Genomic DNA, 21,530 nt, shown 5'->3' on the forward strand with positions numbered 1-21,530 from the left:
GTTTTCCATGACACGATATATCTTCGTGACCGGCGGCGTTGTGTCCTCTCTTGGCAAGGGCATCGCGTCGGCCTCGCTGGCGGCGATTCTAGAGGCCCGCGGCCTTAAGGTCACCATGCTCAAGCTCGACCCGTACATTAACGTGGATCCGGGCACCATGAGCCCGTTCCAGCACGGCGAGGTGTTCGTCACCGAGGATGGCGCCGAAACCGATCTCGATCTGGGTCACTACGAGCGCTTCATTCGTACCAGGATGACCCAGGGTAACAACTTCACCACCGGCCGGGTCTACGAGCACGTGCTGCGCAAGGAGCGCCGCGGCGACTACCTGGGCGGTACGGTGCAGGTCATCCCGCACATTACCGACGAGATCAAACAGCGCGTCTACGACGGTGGCGAAGGCTTCGACGTGGCGCTGGTCGAGATCGGCGGCACCGTCGGCGATATCGAGTCGCTGCCGTTTCTGGAATCCATTCGCCAGATTCGAAGCGAGCAGGGCGCGAGCCGCGCGATCTTCATGCACCTGACGCTGGTGCCCTACATCAAGACCGCCGGCGAAACCAAGACCAAGCCGACCCAGCACAGCGTCAAGGAGCTTCGCTCCATCGGTATCCAGCCGGATATCCTGATTTGCAGAAGCGAAGTCGAGCTCGAGGAGAGCGAGCGGCGCAAGATCGCGCTCTTTACCAACGTCGAAGAGCGCGCGGTGGTACCGCTTCAGGACGCCGACACCATCTACCGCATCCCGCTGATGCTCCACGAGCACGGCCTCGATGACATCGTCTGCGACAAGCTGCGCCTGGAAGCCGAGCCTGCCGATCTCTCCGAGTGGGTCAAGGTGCTCGACGCCAAGCTCAATCCGCTGAAGTCGGTGAGCATCGCCATGGTCGGCAAGTACATGGAGCTTTTGGACGCCTACAAGTCGCTCAACGAAGCGCTGATTCATGCCGGCATTCAGGGACGCATCAAGGTCAACGTCGACTACATCGACTCCGAAGACATCGAGCGCCACGGCACCGAGCGCCTGGCCGGCAAGGACGCGATTCTCGTGCCCGGCGGCTTCGGCGAGCGCGGCGTCGAAGGCAAGATCAAGACCGCTCAGTTCGCGCGCGAGAACAACGTGCCGTACCTGGGGATTTGTCTGGGGATGCAGGTCGCGGTGATCGAGTACGCCCGCAACGTCGCCGGCTGGACGGACGCCAACTCCACCGAGTTCACCCACGACACTCAGCATCCGGTGGTCGGTTTGATCACCGAGTGGCTCAATAGCGAAGGCAAGATCGAGCTGCGCGACGCGGCCTCTGATCTGGGCGGCACCATGCGTCTGGGCGGCCAGGTGTGCCACCTTGCCCCGGGAAGCAAGGCGCGTGAAGCCTACGGCTCGGATGAAATCGTCGAGCGCCATCGCCACCGCTTCGAGGTGAACAACCAGTTCATCGACGAGCTCGAAAAAGCGGGGCTGGTGATTTCCGGCAAGAGCGTCGATCAGTCGCTGGTCGAGATGGTCGAGCTTGCCGACCACCCCTGGTACGTAGCGTGTCAGTTCCACCCGGAGTTCACCTCCACGCCGCGCGACGGGCACCCGCTGTTCTCGGGCTTCGTCAACGCCGCGGTCGAGCACAAGGCACAACGCACGCGCGCCCACGCCGCGCCCCACGAGTAAGGAGCCGTCATGGCCTCTGATCAAGGCGTTCGCGAGCGTCACATCGACATTGCCGGCCTCAAGGCCGGCAACTCTCTGCCGCTGATGCTGCTCGGTGGCATGAACGTGTTGGAGTCCGCCGAGCTTGCCGATGAGGTCGCTGCGGCCTACGTCGAGGCCACCTCGGCGCTTGCCATGCCCTACGTGTTCAAGGCGAGTTTCGACAAGGCCAACCGCAGTTCGATCAATTCGTTTCGCGGGCCGGGGCTCGAGAAAGGGCTGCAGATACTGGCCGATATCAAATCGCGCTATAACGTGCCGATCATCACCGACGTGCACGAGCCCCACCAGGCGGCGGCCGCGGCGCAAGTAGCGGACATCATCCAGCTCCCCGCGTTTCTGGCCCGCCAGACCGATCTGGTCGTCGCCATGGCCAACACCGGGGCGGCGATCAATATCAAGAAGCCGCAGTTTCTCGCCCCGCACGAGATGCGCCACATCATTGCCAAGTTTGTTGAAGCCGGCAACGACCGCCTGATGCTCTGCGAGCGTGGGTCGAGCTTTGGCTACAACAATCTGGTGGTCGACATGCTCGGCTTTGGCGACATGAAGGAGACCGGCTACCCGCTCTTTTTCGATGTCACCCATGCGCTCCAGCGCCCCGGCGGTCGCGCCGACAGCGCCGACGGGCGCCGCGCTCAGGTAGCGGAGCTCGCCCGCGCCGGTGTCGCCGTGGGCCTGGCCGGGCTCTTTCTGGAAGCGCATCCGGACCCGGACAACGCCAAGTGCGACGGGCCGTGTGCGCTGCCGCTGGATCAGCTCAAACCGTTTTTGACTCAGCTTTCACAGCTCGACGCGCTGGTAAAAGGCTTCGAGCCGCTCGTGATTCGCTAGGCGCGCGATGGGCGCTAACGCCACGGCCGGCGCTCACGGGAAACATCGCTAGTTAGTAGACCGATAATCAAAAAGGACGCTGTCATGACCAAAATTGTGGATATCACCGCGCTCGAAGTGCTCGACTCCCGCGGCAACCCCACCGTGAGCGCCACGGTGCGCCTGGAAAGCGGTGCGGTGGGCCAGGCCTGCGCGCCAAGCGGCGCTTCCACCGGCTCGCGCGAAGCGCTGGAACTTCGCGACGGCGACAAGGCACGCTATCTGGGTAAGGGCGTGTTGAAAGCGGTCGAGGCGGTCAACGGCAGCATCCGCGAGGCGCTACTCGGTATGGACGCGCGCGACCAGCGCGGGCTGGACGACGCCATGCTCAAGCTCGACGGCACCGACAACAAGGCAAACCTGGGCGCCAACGCCATTCTCGCGGTGTCGCTGGCCGCGGCCAAGGCGGCGGCCAACGCCAAGGGCGTGGCGCTCTACGCCCATATCGCCGAGCTCTACGGCAAGCCGGGCCACTACAGCATGCCGGTACCGATGATGAATATCTTGAACGGCGGCGAGCACGCGGATAACAACGTCGATATCCAGGAATTCATGGTTCAGCCCGTGGGCGCGGCCAACTTCCGCGAGGCGCTGCGCGTCGGCGCCGAAATCTTCCATGCGCTGAAGAAGGTGCTCGCCGCGAAAGGGCTCTCCACTTCGGTGGGGGACGAGGGCGGCTTCGCGCCGAACCTCTCCTCCAACGCCGAGGCGCTGGCGGTGATCAAGCAGGCGGTGGCGGATGCCGGCTACACCCTGGGCACTGACGTGACCCTGGCGCTCGACTGCGCCTCTTCCGAGTTCTACAAGGATGGCCAGTACGTGCTTGCCGGCGAAGAGAAGAGCTTCGATGCCCAGGGCTTCACCGATTATCTCGCCGGGCTTTGCGACGACTATCCGATCGTTTCGATCGAAGACGGCATGGACGAGTCCGATTGGGACGGCTGGAAGGCGCTCACCGACAAGCTCGGTGATAAGGTCCAGCTCGTGGGTGACGACCTGTTCGTGACCAACACGAAAATTCTCAAGCGCGGTATCGACGAGAAGATCGGAAACTCCATTCTGATCAAGTTCAACCAGATCGGCTCGCTCTCCGAGACCCTCGATGCCATCCAGATGGCCCAGGATGCCGGCTTCACCGCGGTAATCTCACACCGCTCCGGTGAAACCGAGGACACCACCATCGCCGATCTGGCCGTGGGCACCGCCGCAGGCCAGATCAAGACCGGATCGCTTTGCCGCTCCGACCGGGTCGCCAAGTACAACCGCCTGCTCATGATCGAGGCGGAGCTTGGAAACGTCGATTACCCCGGGCTAAAAGCGATCAAGGGGCAGTGAGCCTGGGCGCCTCGCCTGTAAGTAATCGTTTAATCGGGTGTAAGAGATCGCTTACCTGACGCTAGGAAAATAGTACTAAAGCGTTGGAAATAAAAAGCTTTCTTTATAATGGATTTTTTAAATAATTGATTTTTATAGGGTTGAAATCTCAAGGCGAGCCTCATGGCTCGCCTTTTTTAATGACAAGCACTTTTTGCGCTGCGCTTCATCTCTGTCACACTGGCCTCAGGACAAGGGGAGGCAAGGATGCTTTAGGCAGGATAGAGAGCGAAAGAAGCGGTGCGCCGGGGCCAAGGTAAACGAGGCGCCGGCAGGGAGGACACCGAGGAGTGTTGACACAGGATGTGGTGAAAGGAAGTGCTTGGAGCGGGCGGCCTACGGGCCGCCTTTTTTATGTGCCTGTTTATGTACTTGCCATGGGCATTGAGGTCGTTGTGATCCCGGGCGGCGCACTCTACCGGGCGTTAGCGCGAATGCTATCGATGGTTATAAGAAAAATGCATTGTTATTCCTTTCGACGATTAATTACCATGTCGCGTCCGAGTTAGCAGGCTATCGTTTGGTCTGCTCGTTGTCCGGTGCATTCCGCACCGGCCTGGTTTCAAGGAGGCGACGACCATGCCCTGGTGGGTAGCGATAAACGTACTGATTTTTGCGCTGGCGATCGCACTGCTGGCGCGCTGGCAGCGCCGCGGCGCGAGCCTTTCTCGCGTGGTGTTGGTGGGGCTGATTATTGGTGTACTGCTGGGTGCTGCGTTGCAGGCGCTTTATGCCGACACCGCCACGCTCACCGGCACTATCGACTGGGTCAACCTGGTCGGCGGTGGCTACGTGCAGCTTCTCAAGATGATCATCATGCCGCTGGTGCTGGTGACGATTCTCTCGGCAGTCACCCGGCTTCACGACGCCAGCTCGCTTGGCAAGATCAGCGTTGGCGTGCTGGCCATGCTGATGATCACCACGGCGATTTCTGCGATCATCGGCATCGGCATGACCCAGATGTTCGGGCTTTCCGCCGAAGGGCTCGTTCAGGGCGCGCGCGAGCTCGAGCGCGGCCAGGACATCATCGAGCGTAGCGCCCAGGTCGCGGATCTGACCGTACCACAGCTGCTTTTATCCTTCATTCCCAGCAACCCGTTCCAGGACCTGGCCGGCGCGCGCCCGACCTCGATCATCAGCGTAGTGATTTTCGCGACCTTTCTGGGCATGGCGGCACTGGGCATCAAGCGCGAGAACGCGGTACTCGGCGACAGGTTGATCGACGGCATCGACGTGGTGCAGAAGTGGATCATGCGCCTGGTGCGCATGGTGATTCGCCTCACGCCCTACGGCGTCATGGCGCTGATGACCAAGGTGGTCGCGACGTCCGACATCGGCGACATTCTCGGCCTTCTGGGGTTCGTGGTGGCCTCCTATATCGGGCTTGGCCTGATTCTGGTGATGCACGCGCTGTTTCTCTCCGGCGCCGGGGTCAATCCGCTGCGCTACTTCCAGAAGGTGTGGCCGGTACTGACGTTCGCGTTCACCTCGCGCTCGAGTGCGGCGACCATTCCGCTCAACATCGAAGCCCAGGTCGACCGTATCGGCGTGCCGCCGGCGATCGCCAATTTCGCCGCCTCCTTTGGGGCCACCATCGGCCAGAACGGCTGCGCGGGGCTCTATCCGGCGATGCTCGCCATGATGATCGCGCCGACGGTGGGGATCGACCCGCTCTCGCTCGAGTTCCTGGCGACGCTGGTGCTGGTGGTGACGCTGGCCTCGTTCGGCATTGCCGGCGTCGGCGGCGGGGCGACCTTTGCGGCGATCATCGTGCTCTCGACGCTGGATCTGCCGATCGCACTGGCCGGTCTTCTGATCTCGATCGAGCCGCTGATCGACATGGGCCGCACGGCGATCAACGTCAACGGCTCCATGACCGCAGGCACCGTGACCAGCCGGCTGCTGGGCCAACACGACGGTGCGGTCTTCGCCGCGGAGTCCGACGAGCTGGGCACGCCGAAAGCCGCCTAGCGCGCTTTCAGGCCCAAAAAAAGCCACCTTCGGGTGGCTTTTTTCATTTGCAAGGGTAGGGCAGGGCTCAGCGTTCGAGCTTGTCCATTTTGCCGCTCTTGCCGTCCCACTCTTCGGCGTCCGGCAGCGGGTCTTTCTTTTCGTTGATATTGGGCCATACGTCGGCGAGCTCGGCGTTGATCTCGATGAAGGGTTCCTGGCCGCTTGGCAACTCGTCTTCAGAGAAGATCGCCTCGGCGGGGCACTCCGGCTCACACAGCGCGCAGTCGATGCACTCGTCGGGGTGGATCACCAGAAAGTTCGGGCCTTCATAGAAACAGTCGACCGGGCAGACTTCCACGCAGTCGGTATATTTGCACTGGATGCAGTTTTCGGTAACGACAAACGTCATCGGTTGGTTCCTCTTGCCTGGCCGCCGGCGGCCACGGTAATCGTAAATGATTGCTAATCGTGAATGGTTATAAGCTAACCGCTTTTTATAAGCTAAAACGCATGCCGAGTATTCTAGAGGGGGTGCCGGGCTGCGGCAAGCGCGAACTGGCCCGTCATAGAAGCGCCCGCCACTGATACATCAGGGCCAATGCCTCCCGCGGCGATAGATCGTCCACGTCGACGTTGGTAAGCGCCTCCACCACCGGGTGCGGAGCGCTGGCGAACAGATCGCTTTGCAGCGGCGCGCTGGCCGCCGGTGCCGGGCGCTGCTGCTCGTCGACGTCGCGCTGCTCGAGCATGGCAAGCTTCTCGCGGGCGCGATGGATCACCGCACCTGGCACGCCGGCCAGCTGGGCGACCTGCAGGCCGTAGCTCTGGCTTGCCGGCCCCGCCTCGATGCGGTGCATGAACACGATGCTGTCGCCATGCTCGGTGGCGGTCAGGTGAATGTTCGCCACGCCCTCGGCTTGCTCCGGCAGGGCGGTCATCTCGAAGTAGTGGGTGGCGAAGAGCGTCAGCGCTTTAGTGTCCGCCAGCTGCTCGGCGCTCGCCCAGGCAAGCGACAGGCCGTCGAAGGTGCTGGTGCCGCGGCCGATCTCGTCCATCAGCACCAGACTCTGGTCGGTGGCGTTATGCAGGATATTGGCGGTTTCGGTCATCTCCACCATGAAAGTGGAGCGCCCGCCGGCGAGATCGTCGGAGGAGCCGATGCGGGTGAAGATGCGATCGAGCGGGCCGATCTCGGCCTGCGCGGCGGGAACGAAGCTGCCGCAGTGGGCGAGCAGGGCGATCAGCGCGGTCTGGCGCATGTAGGTCGATTTACCGCCCATGTTGGGGCCGGTAATGACCAGCATGTGCCGCGTCGGGGAAAGATCGATGTCGTTGGGCACGAAAGGCGTTTGGCTGACGTGCTCGACCACCGGGTGGCGCCCGGCAGTGACGTGAATGCCGGTTTCCTGGCTAAGCGTCGGGCGCACCCAGCCAAGCGCCTCGGCGCGCTCGGCGAAGGCGCACAGCACGTCGAGCTCGGAGAGCGCCTGGGAGGTCGCCTGGAGCGCGTGAAGATGGGCGTTGAGCTCGCCAAGAAGGCGCTCGTAGAGCCACTTTTCCCGCGACAGCGCCCGGGACTTTGCCGACAGCGCCTTGTCCTCGAACTCCTTGAGCTCGGGGATGATGAAGCGCTCGGCATTTTTCAGCGTCTGGCGGCGAATGTACTCCGCCGGCGCCTGCTGCGCCTGAGCGCGGGGCAGCTCGATGAAGTAGCCGTGCACCCGGTTATAGCCCACTTTCAGGTTTGAAAGCCCGGTGCGCTCGCGCTCGCGCCGCTCGAGCTCGACCAGATACTCGCCGGCGTTTTCCGCAAGCCCGCGGTGCTCGTCGAGATCATCATCGAAGCCTTCCGCGATCACGCCGCCGTCGCGAATCACCACCGGCGGGTTGGTGATGATCGCCCGGGTCAGGGTGTCCGCCATCTCCGGGTAGGGGCGAACGTGGGGCTTGAGCGCGTCGATGGCGCTGCCACTCTCCACCGCCTCCAAAAGGCGCTGTAGTTCGGGTAAAGCGTTGAGCGCATCGCGAAGCCGGGCCAGATCCCGCGGGCGGGCGCTGTAGAGCGCTACGCGCGCCAGTATGCGCTCGATGTCGCCAAGCTCAGAAAGCGCCTCGCGAAGCTCCATATAGGCGGCGTCGAGGCTCAAAAGCGCGACGCCGGCCTGGCGGTCCTTGACCAGCTCGATCTGGCGAAGCGGGCGGTTGAGCCAGCGCTTCAAGAGCCGCGAGCCCATCGGCGTGGCGCAGGTATCGAGCACGCTCGCCAGCGTATTGTCGGTGCTGCCGGCGAGGTTGGTGTCGATCTCCAGGTTACGCCGGCTGGCACCGTCGATGACGACGGCGTCGTCGCGGTTCTCGACAGTGATGGCGGTGACGTGGGGCAGGCGCGAGCGCTGGGTGTCGCGGGCGTAATCGACCAAAACGCCGGCGGCGATGAGCGCCGTGGAAAGGTGCGCGCAGCCGAAGCCGCGCAGATCCTGCACCTGAAACTGATCACACAGGCTCCGGTTGGCGCTGTCTAAATCGAACAGCCACTCGCCCTGGCGGCGCAGGCTGCGCTTTTGCGACCAGGCCTCCGGCAGCGTCAGGTTTTCCGGCACCAAAAGCTCCGCCGGCGCCAGGCGGGTCAGCTCGGCGAGCATCTCCGCTTCGCTCTCTACCTCGAGCACGTTGAAGCGCCCGCTGGAGAGTTCGAGCCAGGCAAGGCCGAAGCGATCGCGGCCCGGGGCGAGCGCGACCAGAACGTTATCGCGTCGGGCGTCGAGCAGCGCCTCATCGTGCAGCGTGCCTGGGGTGACGATGCGCACCACCTGGCGCTCCACCGGGCCCTTGCTGGTCGCCGGGTCGCCGATCTGCTCGCAAATCGCCACGGACTCGCCGGCGGCGACCAGCCGAGCAAGATAGCCCTCGGCGCTATGGTAAGGGACGCCAGCCATGGGAATCGGCTTGCCGCCGCTTTGGCCGCGGGCGGTCAAGGTGATATCCAAAAGCGCCGCGGCGCGGCGGGCATCGTCGAAGAACAGCTCGTAAAAATCCCCCATCCGGTAGAAAAGCAGCACTTCCGGGTGGTCACGTTTGATCTTCAGATACTGCGCCATCATGGGCGTATGCGCGGGGCTTTGTGACATGGACGTCCTGGCTTGGCGTGGCCCACGGCAAGGCCTGACCGTGGGCGGTGTTCGAGTTCCGTGTGTTGGTTCTATAGGCAACACAAACGCAGTATTCTACGCTGAACACAGCGCTGACATGAAGGAGTCTGCAAGGTGGCTGACGTATCCGGCTTGAAAAATCTCGATATGGCGCTGCTTGCCAAGCGCCTGGGCAAGCTCTGCGTGGCCCAGAACGTCACGCTGACCACGGCAGAGTCCTGCACCGGGGGCGGCATCGCCTCGATGATCACCTCGGCGGCGGGCAGCTCCGCCTATTTCGAAACCGGATTGGTGACCTACTCCAACGCGGCCAAGACCCGGCTTTTGGGCGTGGCCCAACAAACGCTCGACGCCCATGGTGCGGTGAGCGAGGCGGTGGTGAACGAGATGGTGCGCGGGGCGTGTCGTGAAAGCGGCGCACAGCTTGGCGTGGCGGTGAGCGGCGTGGCCGGGCCCGGCGGCGGCAGTGCGGAAAGGCCCGTGGGGCTCGTGTGGCTAAGTGTGGGCAGCGAGCGCGAACAGCGCGCCCAGCGCTTCATGTTTCCCGGCGACCGGCAAGCGGTGCGTGAGCAGGCGGTGCGCGAGGCGCTGATCGCGTTGATCCTGCGCCTTTCGCGCTAGCGCACTCGGGCAAAAAGCACTGCTGTCAGCGCTTTGAGAGCGAACTGATAGCCGGGGTGCTGCGGAAATAAATAGCGCGACAGGGATAGGTTTTGCGGCCAATATTTGGCATAATACTGGCTAATTATACAGGTTGTTACGAGGACGCTTTACATGGCTCAAGATGAAAACCGTACCAAAGCACTGAACGCCGCGCTCAGCCAGATCGATCGTCAGTTCGGCAAGGGCACCGTCATGCGTCTGGGCGATGCGCCGCGCGTGGTCATGCCGTCGGTATCGACCGGATCATTAGGACTCGACATCGCGCTCGGCATTGGCGGTCTGCCCTACGGGCGGGTCGTCGAAATCTTCGGCCCGGAGTCCTCGGGCAAGACCACGCTGACGCTGTCGGTCATCGCTCAGGCGCAGAAACAGGGCAAGGTGTGCGCGTTCGTGGACGCCGAGCACGCGCTCGACCCAAGCTACGCGGAAAAGCTCGGCATCAACCTGGATGACCTGCTGGTCTCCCAGCCGGACACCGGTGAACAGGCGCTCGAGATCACCGACATGCTGGTGCGCTCCGGCGGTGTCGACGTCATCATCATCGACTCCGTGGCGGCCCTCACCCCGCGCGCCGAGATCGAAGGCGAAATGGGCGACGCCCACGTGGGTCTGCAGGCGCGCTTGATGTCTCAGGCGCTGCGCAAGATCACCGGCAACATCAAAAACGCCAACTGCCTGGTCGTCTTCATCAACCAGATCCGCATGAAAATCGGCGTCATGTTCGGCAGCCCCGAAACCACCACCGGCGGTAACGCGCTGAAGTTCTACTCGAGCGTGCGTCTGGACATTCGCCGCACCGGCTCGGTGAAAACCGGCGACGAGGTCACCGGTAACGAAACCCGCGTGAAGGTCGTGAAGAACAAGGTCGCGCCGCCGTTCCGTCAGGCCGAGTTCCAGATTCTCTACGGCAAGGGCATCTACCACGCCGGCGAAGTGATCGATCTGGGCGTGCAGTGCAACCTGGTCGACAAGGCCGGCGCCTGGTACAGCTACAAGGGCAGCAAGATCGGTCAGGGCAAGGCCAATGCGTCCCAGTACCTGGAAGAGCATCCGGAAATCATGGAAGAGATCGAGAGCCAGATTCGCGATCAGCTGCTGGCCAAGGCCGAGCCCAAAAAAGAAGAAGAGGTCGCCGCTGCGGATGACGCGGACGGCGAAGATAGCCTGATCTAATCGTCCGTCCCTGCGGAGAGAGCCATGTTTGGCGCCGGTAATGCGACCCCGCGCGGGGTCGCCATCGATCTACTGGCCCGGCGCGAGTACTCCCGCGCCGAGCTCCATGAAAAGCTTGCGCAAAAGACGTTCGAGGAGGCCGATATCCTCGAATGCCTCGACGCCCTCGAGGAGCAGGGGCTTCAAAACGACGACCGCTTCAGCGAAAGTTTCGTACGCTCGCGGGTGCTGCGAGGCCAAGGGCCCATACGCATCAAAATGGAGCTTGGTCGCCGTGGTATCAGAGGCGATGCCCAAACGCAGGCGATTAACGCGGTCGCCGAGCGGGAGCGCATCGACTGGTTCGAACTGGCGGCTGAAACGCTACAGCGGCGCTTTCGCACGTCCGGGGCGCCTTCGGGCGAGCGTTTTGTGCCCCCCAAAGAGCGCGCCAAACGCGAGCGCTTTCTGGCTCAGCGCGGCTTCGACTTCGAGCAGATTCGCTACGCGCTCTCCACGCTTTCCGACTAAACCGCACCTGTAATTCCTTCACCCATCGCACTGCTTGTAAGACGCCAGCGCTTCGTGGCTTTAGTCGCGTGACAACTTCGTTATAATGGATGTTTTGCGGCTCCCAGGGTGGCGGCGATAGCGCCCCGGGGCATCACGCTTCATTGTCACGGAACCCCTATGAAAAGCGCAGCGATCAGGCAGGCCTTCCTCTCCTATTTCGAAGAGCACGGACACACCGTGGTTCCCACCAGCTCGCTGGTGCCCGGCAACGACCCAACGCTTTTGTTCACCAACGCCGGCATGGTGCCGTTCAAGGACGTTTTTCTGGGCCGCGACCCGCGCCCCTACGTGCGCGCCACCTCGGCCCAGCGCTGCGTGCGCGCCGGTGGCAAGCACAACGACCTGGACAACGTCGGTTACACCGCGCGCCACCACACGTTTTTCGAGATGCTGGGCAACTTCAGCTTCGGCGACTACTTCAAGCGTGATGCCATCCGCTTTGCCTGGACGTTTCTGACCGACACCCTGGGCCTTCCAAAGGAGAAGCTCTGGGTCACCGTGCATATCAGCGACGACGAGGCCGAAAGGATCTGGAAAGAGGAGATCGGCATCGACCCCGAGCGCTTCTCGCGTCTGGACGAGGACAACTTCTGGCAGATGGGCGATACCGGCCCGTGCGGGCCGAGCTCGGAAATCTTTTTCGATCACGGCGCTGACGTTTGGGGCGGGCCGCCCGGAAGCCCGGAGGAAGACGGCGACCGCTACATCGAGATCTGGAACCTGGTCTTCATGCAGTTCGACCGTGACGCCGAGGGCACGTTGCATCCGCTGCCCAAGCCTTCGATCGACACCGGCATGGGGCTTGAGCGTGTTGCGGCGGTCATGCAGGGCGTGCACTCCAACTACGAGATCGACCTGTTCCAGAACCTGCTGAAAGCGGCCGCGCAGGCCACCGGCTCCCATGATCTCGAGGCACCGTCGCTTCGCGTCATCGCCGACCACATCCGTTCCTGCGCGTTCTTGATCGCCGACGGCGTGCTGCCCTCCAACGAAGGGCGCGGCTACGTCCTGCGCCGGATCATTCGCCGCGCGGTACGCCACGGCCACAAGCTTGGCGCCACGGGAACGTTCTTCCATGAGCTGGTCGAGGCGCTGGATGCGGAGATGGGCGACGCCTACCCGGAGCTTCGCGAGTCGAGCGCGCAGATCGCCCGCGTGCTGCTGAAAGAAGAGGAGCAGTTCGCCCGCACGCTGGATCATGGCATGGGGCTTCTGACCGAAGCGCTGGAGAATCTCGACGGCGACACGCTGCCCGGCGAGACCGTGTTCAAGCTCTACGACACCTACGGTTTCCCCTTCGATTTGACCGCGGACGTCTGCCGCGAGCGCGGCGTCACACTCGATGAAGCGGGTTTCCAGCGCGAGCTCGAGGCCCAGCGTGAGCGCGCCCGCGCGGCGAGCCAGTTCGGCGCCGACTACAGCGCCAACATCGAGCTCGAAGGCGCCACCGACTTCACCGGCTACGAGCTTTTAGCCGACGACGCCCAGGTGACGGCGCTACTCGATACCGAAGGCAACGCGTTGGCCGCGCTCGAGGCAGGGCAGAAGGGGATCGTCGTGCTGGATCGCACGCCGTTCTACGGCGAGTCCGGCGGCCAGGTGGGCGACACCGGCTACCTGCACGTCGACGGCGGGCGCTTTCAGGTCACCGATACCCAGAAGCAGAGCGGCCACCACCTGCACCAGGGCGTGATGGTCGAAGGCACGCTGAGCGTCGGCGCCGGGGTGCGTGGTGAGGTCGATACCGGCCTTCGCGCCGCCACGGTGCGCAACCACTCCGCCACCCACCTGCTGCACGAAGCGCTGCGCATCGTACTGGGCGACCACGTCCAGCAGAAGGGCTCGCTGGTCAACGCCGAGCGCCTGCGCTTCGATTTCAGCCATTTCGAGGCGCTGAGCGCCGAGCAGCTTTCCGAGGTCGAGCGGCTGGTCAACGAGCAGGTGCTGGCCAACGCTCCGACCCGCACCGAGCAGATGACGCTTTCCGAGGCGAAAGCCAAGGGCGCAGCGGCGCTGTTCGAGGCGAAATACGCCGACAGCGTGCGCGTGCTGACCATCGGAGCTGACGACTTCTCCATCGAGCTTTGCGGTGGCACCCACGTGGCGCGAAGCGGCGATATCGGCTGCTTCCATGTCGTGAGTGAGGCGGGCACCGCCGCCGGCGTTCGTCGTATCGAGGCGATCACCGGCGAGAACGCGCTGGCCTACTTCCAGCAGCAGGAAGCCACGCTCGAGCGCCTGGGGGCGCGGCTCAAGGCCAAGCCTGAGCAGGTCGAGTCCCGCGTGGAGTCGCTGTTTGAGCGCAACCGCACGCTCGAAAAAGAGCTCGAGCAGCTCAAGGCGAAGCTTGCAAGCTCCGCCGGCAGTGACCTGCTTGGCCAGGTCCAAGAAGTAAGCGGCGTGAAGCTTCTGGCGACTCGGCTCGACGGCGTTTCCGGCAAGGACCTTCGCGGCATGCTCGACCAGCTCAAGCAGAAGATCGGCTCCGGCGTGATCCTGTTGGCGGTCGCGGACCAGGCGGCGGGCAAGGTGAGCCTGATCGCCGGGGTGACCGACGATCTCACCGACCGCGTCAAGGCCGGCGAGCTGGTCAACCACGTCGCCGCACAGGTCGGCGGCAAGGGGGGCGGGCGCGCGGACATGGCCCAGGCCGGCGGCAGCCAGCCCCAGGCGCTACCCGGGGCGCTCGATAGCGTGCCGGCCTGGCTTGCAAACGCGCTCTAACTCAAAGGGCCGGTGGCGCTGCCATCGGCCCTTTTTATAGCGGTAGTCAGACTAGCGCATGTTTCCAACGCTAATTTCCCGCTAGTCTACTATTACTCTTTTACTCCGAACGCATAGGGAAAATGGCATATGGCACTATACGTACAAAAGTTCGGCGGTACGTCGGTCGGCTCCGTCGACCGGATCAAGGCCGTGGCGGAAAAGGTAAAAGGCTTTCGCGACCAGGGCCACCAGATCGTGGTGGTGGTCTCCGCCATGAGCGGCGAGACCAACCGCCTCACCGATATGGCCCACGCGCTCAACGAAGACCCGGCGCCGCGCGAAATGGACATGCTGCTCTCCACCGGCGAGCAGGTCACCATTTCACTGCTGGCGATGGCGCTGCAGCAGCTCGGCGTGTCGGCGACTTCGCACACCGGCGCCCAGGTGGGTATCCATACCGACAGCGCTTACACCAAGGCGCGCATTCAGCGCATCGAAACCGACGATCTCAAGACCGACCTCGACGAAGGCAAGGTCGTGGTCGTGGCGGGCTTTCAGGGCGTGGATGAAGAGGGCAACATCACGACCCTCGGTCGCGGCGGCTCGGACACCACCGGCGTGGCCCTGGCCGCGGCGCTCGGTGCCGACGAGTGCCAGATCTATACCGATGTCGACGGCGTCTACACCACCGACCCGCGCGTCTGCTCGAAGGCGCAGCGCCTTACGAGCATCACCGTCGAGGAGATGCTGGAGCTTGCAAGCCTGGGATCCAAGGTGCTGCAGATTCGCGCGGTAGAGTTCGCTGGCAAGTACAACGTTCCGCTTCGGGTGCTGTCCAGTTTCGAGGATGGCCCCGGTACCCTAATTGTTGCTGATTCTGACCAAGACGAGGATTCCATGGAAGAACCGCTGATCTCCGGTATCGCCTTTACCAAGAACGAAGCCAAGCTGACCCTTTTGCATACGCCAGACGTGCCGGGTGTCGCCTCACGCATTCTCGGCCCGATCGCCGACGCCAACATCGAAGTCGACATGATCGTGCAGAACGTGGCCCCCGCCGGCGACTACACCGACTTCACCTTCACCGTGGCCAAGGGCGACTACAAGGCGACCAAAAAGCTTCTGGAAGAGAGCGTGATTCCGGATCTGGGCGGCGGTGAGCTGCGCGGTGACGACAACATCGCCAAGGTCTCGCTGGTGGGTGTCGGCATGCGCTCTCACGCCGGCGTTGCCTCGAAGATGTTTCGTGTATTGGCCGATGAGAACGTCAATATCCGTATGGTCTCCACCTCGGAAATCAAGATTTCCGTGGTCATCGATGAAAAGCATATGGAACTGGCGGTGAACGCGCTACACAAGGCGTTCGGTTTGGACAGCACAAATATAGAATCTGAATAACATTTGTGCTCTAAACCTTCTACGCTAATAGGTAACTTGCTGCCAACGGTGGTGAGCTCACTTACAGCGAATGCTTAACGTGTCATGGAGCCAGAGGCAACAGTCGTTGGTGACTGGTGTCGCTTTGTCGCATAATAGCGACGGTGACGCCTCTGGCGGACACGGTTCGTTGTACAAACGTCTGAGAAGGAGATCAGCCATGCTCATCCTAACGCGCCGCGTAGGCGAAACGCTGATGATAGGTGATGAGATCACCGTCACAGTGTTGGGAGTAAAAGGTAATCAGGTCAGAATTGGTGTGAATGCTCCCAAGGATGTCGCCGTACATCGCGAAGAGATCTACCAGCGCATTCAGCGCGAGCGTGACACTGAAAGCGAACCTGAATAAATGGCGGCTTATCCCACGTCCACTAGAGGGCGTCTAAGCGCTAACATGAAGCCGGTGCGAAAAAATTTCTGCTTAAGTCTGGACAACCCAACGCATAATCGGTAATATTCGCGCCGTGCCGTTGAGGAGAGGTGGCCGAGTGGCTGAAGGCGCTCCCCTGCTAAGGGAGTATAGGGTTTATAGCCCTATCGAGGGTTCGAATCCCTCTCTCTCCGCCAACTGCCGAACTTGTTGAAAATCGTTTTACGTTTCGAAGTATTTTGGAATCGAGCGAGTTTTCATTGGATATGCGCCCGTAGCTCAGCTGGATAGAGTATCTGACTACGAATCAGAGGGTCGGAGGTTCGAATCCTCCCGGGCGCGCCATCCACAGGTTGTTTGATTGAGTCGCACGATTGAATCTGGCGATTTGGATCAAAAAAAGTATGCAGGCAGGAAGTGGCTGGCATACAAGCAAGCAGCAAGACATTTTTTAAAGCGCCCGTAGCTCAGCTGGATAGAGTATCTGACTACGAATCAGAGGGTCGGAGGTTCGAATCCTCCCGGGCGCGCCAAATTCCAGGAAAACCCGTCTCTTTTGAGGCGGGTTTTCTGCGTCGGCGCCATGTAAACACGCCAGACGCGCCCCGCAGGCTGGTTCAGGAGGATGGAGCCTGTGCATGAGAGCTGCTCGCGCTCTCTGCGGTCGTTTAAAACGCCTGCCACGCTACGTGGTCAGGCGTTTTTTTTTGGCTAATGGCTAGGCGAGGGCGCACGCCCTGGGGGTTGGGGCGAGCTCGGCGAGCAGCACGTTGAGTTCGGCGATGCGCTTCAAGCGCTGAAAATGCTGGTTGGCCTCGGTGCTTGCCTGGCGCATCTGGGCCAGCCACTGCTTGACCAGCGACACGACCACGCGCTCGGGCAGCGCTTCGCGCTGGCGCCTTGCGTACTCGGCGATGACGCCTGCGCGCATCGCCCAGCTGGTGTCGGGCAGGCGCTCGCCGGTGTCCAGCCAGTGACGAATGCGCGGGGCAAGCCAGGGGTCCGCCAGCGCACTGCGCCCGAGCATCACGTCGCGACAGCCCGAAAGCGTGCGCGCCTTCCAGTAATCCTCCAGCGTCCAGATATCGCCATTGGCCACCACCGGGATCGAGAGCCGCTCGCGGATGCGCCCGATCCACTCCCAGTGCGCCGGCGGCCGATAGCCTTCGTCACGGGTGCGCCCGTGCACCACCAGCCTTGCGGCGCCACCCGCCTCGGCGGCCTGGCCGCAGGCCACCGCCAGGCGCCGATCGGAAAAGCCCAGACGAATCTTTGCCGTGACCGGGATGCGCCCCTCCAGGGCTTCGTGCACCGCGCTCACCGCGCGAAAGACCCGCTCCGGGCGGCGCAACAGCGAGGCGCCGCCGTCGTGGCGGTTGACGAGTTTGGCCGGGCAGCCAAAGTTCAGATCCACGCTGACCGCGCCCAGCTCGAGCGCCTGACGCGCGTTGGCAGCCAGCGCCACCGGGTCAGAACCCAGAAGCTGCAGGTGCACCGGCACGCCGCTGGGCGTGGCGACCGGCGGGTGCTCGAGCTCCGGGCAGTGCTTGTAGAACACTCGGGGTGGCAGGCGCGCATCCACCACGCGTACGAACTCGGTCACCGTCCAATCGAAGCCGCGCTCTCGGGTGAGCAAATCGCGGGTGAGAGCGTCGATGACACCCTCCATCGGCGCCAGGCCGATTTCCCCCTTTTGTAGTAAATTAACAACCATGACTTCCACTTTTGCGGCATTGCAATATATGCTGGATATGGCAGGTTAGAGGATTGTCCTTACTGCGCCAAGCGCCTTTGCAAAAGCCCGGCGCGCCAATCGATGGGATCATTCGGGAGAAAACCGTGCAAGAAGAAGAGCTGCTACAGGAAGGGCTGGCCCTGATGGGATTGGGGATGGGCTTTGTGTTTGTTTTTCTTACCATACTGGTGATCAGCGTAGTGCTGATGTCGGCGCTGATAACGCGCATGCAGCCCGCCGCCGAATCCACGCCAACGCGCGTCAAATCCAGCGCTGGCGCGACCCCGGCGGGTCAGGACGACGAGGTCGTGGCGGTCATCTCTGCCGCGGTGCATCGTTACCGCAGTTCGCGTACCCGATAGCGACACCGCTGACTAGCGAACTTTACAAAGATAAAGCGGCTTTTTTTGTTAAGTTTACTAACAAAACAATTTTGGAAACGAGCCATGAACGAGCCACTCACACACGAGAAACCCCGCCCGCTGGGCATCACCGATGTCGTGTTGCGCGACGCCCACCAATCGCTGTTCGCTACGCGCCTTCGCCTGGACGATATGCTGCCGATTGCCGAAAAGCTCGACAGAATCGGCTTCTGGTCATTGGAGACCTGGGGCGGGGCGACGTTCGATGCCTGCATTCGCTATCTGGGCGAAGATCCCTGGGAGCGTATTCGCGCGCTCAAGGAAGCGATGCCCAACACACCTCAGGCCATGCTGCTGCGCGGCCAGAACCTGCTGGGCTACCGCCACTACGCCGATGACGTCGTCGATAAATTCGTCGAGCGCGCCAAAACCAACGGCGTCGACGTGTTTCGCGTGTTCGACGCCATGAACGACCCACGTAACCTGGAGCGCGCGATCAAGGCCGTGCGCCAGGTCGGCGGCCATGCCCAGGGCACCATCTCCTACACCGTAAGCCCGGTTCATACCCTGGACAGCTGGGTGGAGCTTGCCCAGACCATCGCCGGGATGGGCGCCGACTCGCTGGCGATCAAGGATATGGCGGGCCTTTTGACGCCTTACACCGCTTTCGAGCTGGTCACGCGGCTGAAAAGGGCGCTGTCGATTCCGGTTCACCTGCACTGCCACGCGACCACCGGGCTTTCGACCTCGACCATCTTGAAAGCAGTCGAGGCCGGCGTGGACAACGTCGACACCGCGATTTCATCGATGTCGATGACCTACGGCCACAGCCCGACCGAATCCGTAGTGGCAATGCTCAAGGACACCGACCGCGACACCGGCCTCGATCTTGAGGCGCTCGAGGACATTGCCGGCTATTTCCGTCAGGTGCGCAAGAAGTACGCCGCCTTCGAAGGCTCGCTCAAAGGCATCGACTCGCGCATCCTGACCGCTCAGGTGCCCGGCGGCATGCTCACCAACATGGAGAGCCAGCTCAAGGAGCAGGGCGCCGGCGACCGGCTCGACGACGTGCTCGAGGAAATTCCGCGGGTGCGTGAAGACCTGGGTTTCATACCGCTGGTAACGCCGACCTCGCAAATCGTCGGCACCCAGTCGGTGATGAACGTGATGATGAATGAGCGCTACAAGTCGATCTCCAAGGAAGTGCAGGCGCTGTTGAAAGGTGAATACGGGGCCGCGCCCGCGCCGTTCAATTCGGAGCTTCAAACGCGCGTACTGGAAGGCGGTGAGCCGATCACCTGCCGCCCGGCAGACAACCTGTCGCCCGAGATGGAGCGGCTAAAAAGCGAGCTCGAAGAGAAGGCGAGCGCCGAGAGCATTCGCCTGAGCGAAGGCGAGCAGCGCATCGACGACGTGCTGACCTACGCGCTGTTTCCACAGATCGGCCTGAAGTTCCTGAAAAACCGCGACAACCCGGACGCCTTCGAGCCCGCGCCCCAGGTCGAGCAAGCCAGGGGTGACGACAAGTCCAAAGCTCAGTCACCGGCATCGGCCGCCGCGGCAACGGCCAGCGCAGCGACGGCTGGTGCGGCAACGGCCGCCGGACCCGAGACCTATACCGTCAAGCTCAACGGCAAGGCCTACGTGGTCGAGGTCGCCGAAGGCGGCGATATTGGCCAAATCACTGACACCAGCGCGTCATCGGCGCCGGCGCCAACGAGCGAGCCGGCTGCTTCGAGCGGGGAGAGCATCGATGCGCCGCTGGCCGGTAACATCTTCAAGGTCAACGTGAAGGTGGGTGATCAGGTGAGTGAAGGCGACGTGGTGATCATTCTCGAAGCCATGAAGATGGAAACCGAGGTGCGCGCCCAGAGCGGCGGCACGGTGTCCAGCGTCAACGTGAGCGAAGGCGACAGCGTCGCCGTAGGCGACTCTCTGGTCGAGCTTTAAGGGCATCCGATAATGGATAAATTGATTACCCTGTGGGAAGGCTCGGGGCTTTATAACCTCCAGCTCGGCCAGGCGGTCATGATGGTGGTGGCGCTGGTGCTTTTGTATCTCGCCATCTACAAGAAGTTCGAGCCACTGCTGCTGGTGCCGATCGGTTTTGGCGGGATTCTGGCCAATATCCCCGAGGCGGGGCTTGCGATTTCGGCGCTCGATCAGGCGATCGATGTGGCGCGCCCGGCGCTGCTGGAGCAGATCGGCGCCGCCCTGGGGGTGGCGCTCGACCCGGCGGCAGGGTTGGAGGCCTGGCGCGAAGCGCTCAAGGTGGTCGCGCACGACGCCGCCCCGGAAGCAGCGCGCGCCGCCCGCGACATCGCCGTGGCGGCAGGCTACAGCAACGGCGTGCTCTACAACTTCTACAGCGTGGCCATCGGTTCGGGCATCGCGCCGCTGGTGATTTTCATGGGCGTGGGGGCGATGACCGACTTCGGCCCGCTGTTGGCCAACCCGCGTACGCTGTTTCTCGGCGCGGCGGCGCAGTTCGGCATCTTCGCGACGCTTTTTGGCGCGGTGCTGCTCACCTCGATGGGCGTGATGGACTTTTCGCTCAATCAGGCCGCGGCGATCGGCATCATCGGCGGCGCGGACGGGCCGACCTCGATTTATGTCTCGAGCGTGCTGGCCCCGGAACTGCTGGGGGCGATCGCCGTGGCGGCTTACGCCTACATGGCGCTGGTACCGCTGATCCAGCCGCCGATCATGCGCCTGTTGACCACCGACAAGGAGCGCAAGATCGCCATGACGCAGCTGCGTCCGGTCTCGAAGCTCGAAAAGATCGTCTTTCCGATCATTTTGCTGCTGCTGGTGGCGATGTTTCTGCCGGACGCCGCGCCACTTCTGGGCATGTTCTGCTTTGGTAACCTGATGCGCGAATGCGGTGTGGTCGAGCGGCTGGCAGACACTGCCCAGAACGCGCTGATCAACATCGTCACCATCGTACTGGGGCTTTCGGTGGGCTCGAAGCTCATGGCCGAAAGCTTTCTTGCCTTCGAGACGCTGGGCATTCTGGGTCTGGGCATCGTGGCCTTCGGCATCGGCACCGCCGCCGGCGTGTTGATGGCCAAGCTGATGAACCTGGTGAGCAAAATGCCGATCAACCCGCTGATTGGCGCCGCTGGCGTTTCCGCCGTGCCGATGGCCGCGAGGGTCGCCAACAAGGTGGGGCTCGAGTCGAACCCGCACAACTTCCTGCTGATGCACGCCATGGGCCCGAACGTGGCCGGCGTTATCGGCTCGGCGGTGGCTGCCGGGGTAATGATCAAGTATCTGGGCTAAAAGCCGCGGTGTAAGTGAAAGCGTCAGAGAACGTGGCGCGGTGTCGAGCAGCCCGTAGTGAGGGTCTTTCGCCAGGGATGGCGAAAGTAGCGCTCAGGGAGGGGTTCACAGCGCCTCACGTAGGGGTGGGCGACACCGCTTCCTGCACCGGATTAGACGAATGGGCCAACTGACACGCCCCGCTTTCGAGTGGGGCGTG

Annotated in this window: 16 protein-coding genes and 3 tRNA genes; 16 read left to right on the plus strand and 3 right to left on the minus strand. The window is 62.7% G+C overall.

All coding sequences use genetic code 11. From position 1 onward, the window contains the following. The first annotated feature begins 7 nt into the window (after window positions 1-7). From RN347_RS03855 to RN347_RS03870, 4 genes are all read left to right on the plus strand, one after another. Window positions 8-1,663: a CTP synthase gene (locus RN347_RS03855; protein WP_311960246.1), complete on the plus strand. Its 1,656-nt coding sequence runs from the start codon at window positions 8-10 to the stop codon at window positions 1,661-1,663. A gap of 9 nt (window positions 1,664-1,672) precedes the next feature. Continuing rightward, on the plus strand, window positions 1,673-2,536 hold the full coding sequence (gene kdsA / locus RN347_RS03860; protein WP_263584907.1) for a 3-deoxy-8-phosphooctulonate synthase: 864 nt from the start codon (window positions 1,673-1,675) through the stop codon (window positions 2,534-2,536). Between the two features lie 84 nt (window positions 2,537-2,620). Continuing rightward, window positions 2,621-3,910, plus strand: coding sequence for a phosphopyruvate hydratase (eno, locus tag RN347_RS03865; protein ID WP_263584906.1), 1,290 nt, complete (start codon window positions 2,621-2,623; stop codon window positions 3,908-3,910). Window positions 3,911-4,528: 618 nt separating this feature from the next. Further along, window positions 4,529-5,920, plus strand: a complete 1,392-nt coding sequence (locus RN347_RS03870; RefSeq protein ID WP_311960247.1) for an L-cystine transporter — start codon at window positions 4,529-4,531, stop codon at window positions 5,918-5,920. Between the two features lie 67 nt (window positions 5,921-5,987). Here RN347_RS03870 and fdxA read toward each other — a convergent pair whose 3' ends face one another. Further along, window positions 5,988-6,311 (minus strand): ferredoxin FdxA, encoded by a 324-nt coding sequence (gene fdxA / locus RN347_RS03875; RefSeq protein WP_263584904.1) that lies wholly within the window; start codon window positions 6,309-6,311, stop codon window positions 5,988-5,990. Window positions 6,312-6,465: 154 nt separating this feature from the next. Beyond that, entirely contained in the window at window positions 6,466-9,030 is a 2,565-nt protein-coding gene (gene mutS / locus RN347_RS03880; protein ID WP_311960248.1) for a DNA mismatch repair protein MutS, read from the minus strand. 168 nt (window positions 9,031-9,198) lie between these two features. Between mutS and RN347_RS03885 the strand changes: the two genes are divergently transcribed. The 9 genes from RN347_RS03885 to RN347_RS03925 all read left to right on the plus strand — a co-directional run bounded on the left by RN347_RS03885 (window position 9,199) and on the right by RN347_RS03925 (window position 16,485). Continuing rightward, window positions 9,199-9,672: a CinA family protein gene (locus tag RN347_RS03885; protein WP_311960813.1), complete on the plus strand. Its 474-nt coding sequence runs from the start codon at window positions 9,199-9,201 to the stop codon at window positions 9,670-9,672. A gap of 153 nt (window positions 9,673-9,825) precedes the next feature. After that, on the plus strand, window positions 9,826-10,887 hold the full coding sequence (gene recA / locus RN347_RS03890) for a recombinase RecA (RefSeq protein WP_252106854.1): 1,062 nt from the start codon (window positions 9,826-9,828) through the stop codon (window positions 10,885-10,887). 24 nt (window positions 10,888-10,911) lie between these two features. Continuing rightward, window positions 10,912-11,397: a regulatory protein RecX gene (locus RN347_RS03895; RefSeq protein WP_311960249.1), complete on the plus strand. Its 486-nt coding sequence runs from the start codon at window positions 10,912-10,914 to the stop codon at window positions 11,395-11,397. Window positions 11,398-11,556: 159 nt separating this feature from the next. Then, window positions 11,557-14,163 carry an alanine--tRNA ligase gene (gene alaS, locus RN347_RS03900; protein WP_311960250.1) on the plus strand — a complete coding sequence of 869 codons (2,607 nt, stop codon included), beginning with the start codon at window positions 11,557-11,559 and terminating at the stop codon, window positions 14,161-14,163. 129 nt (window positions 14,164-14,292) lie between these two features. Further along, window positions 14,293-15,543, plus strand: coding sequence for an aspartate kinase (locus RN347_RS03905; RefSeq protein WP_311960251.1), 1,251 nt, complete (start codon window positions 14,293-14,295; stop codon window positions 15,541-15,543). A gap of 199 nt (window positions 15,544-15,742) precedes the next feature. Further along, window positions 15,743-15,931: a carbon storage regulator CsrA gene (csrA, locus tag RN347_RS03910; protein ID WP_252106858.1), complete on the plus strand. Its 189-nt coding sequence runs from the start codon at window positions 15,743-15,745 to the stop codon at window positions 15,929-15,931. A gap of 125 nt (window positions 15,932-16,056) precedes the next feature. Then, window positions 16,057-16,149 (plus strand) — tRNA-Ser (locus RN347_RS03915). A gap of 71 nt (window positions 16,150-16,220) precedes the next feature. Beyond that, window positions 16,221-16,297, plus strand: a tRNA-Arg gene (locus RN347_RS03920). A gap of 111 nt (window positions 16,298-16,408) precedes the next feature. Then, window positions 16,409-16,485 (plus strand) — tRNA-Arg (locus RN347_RS03925). 185 nt (window positions 16,486-16,670) lie between these two features. On the opposite strand, the gene RN347_RS03930 is transcribed toward RN347_RS03925, so the two are convergent. After that, a complete protein-coding gene (locus RN347_RS03930) occupies window positions 16,671-17,666 on the minus strand; it encodes a tRNA-dihydrouridine synthase family protein (protein ID WP_311960252.1) in 996 nt (331 codons plus the stop codon). Window positions 17,667-17,791: 125 nt separating this feature from the next. Between RN347_RS03930 and RN347_RS03935 the strand changes: the two genes are divergently transcribed. From RN347_RS03935 to RN347_RS03945, 3 genes are all read left to right on the plus strand, one after another. Next, entirely contained in the window at window positions 17,792-18,049 is a 258-nt protein-coding gene (locus RN347_RS03935; protein WP_263584897.1) for an OadG family protein, read from the plus strand. 84 nt (window positions 18,050-18,133) lie between these two features. Continuing rightward, window positions 18,134-19,999, plus strand: a complete 1,866-nt coding sequence (gene oadA / locus RN347_RS03940) for a sodium-extruding oxaloacetate decarboxylase subunit alpha (RefSeq protein ID WP_311960253.1) — start codon at window positions 18,134-18,136, stop codon at window positions 19,997-19,999. A 12-nt stretch (window positions 20,000-20,011) separates the two neighbouring features. After that, on the plus strand, window positions 20,012-21,331 hold the full coding sequence (locus tag RN347_RS03945; protein WP_263584895.1) for a sodium ion-translocating decarboxylase subunit beta: 1,320 nt from the start codon (window positions 20,012-20,014) through the stop codon (window positions 21,329-21,331). Window positions 21,332-21,530: the final 199 nt, after the last annotated feature.

The sequence above is a fragment of the Halomonas sp. PAMB 3264 genome, from assembly GCF_031954245.1.
GTDB lineage: Bacteria > Pseudomonadota > Gammaproteobacteria > Pseudomonadales > Halomonadaceae > Vreelandella.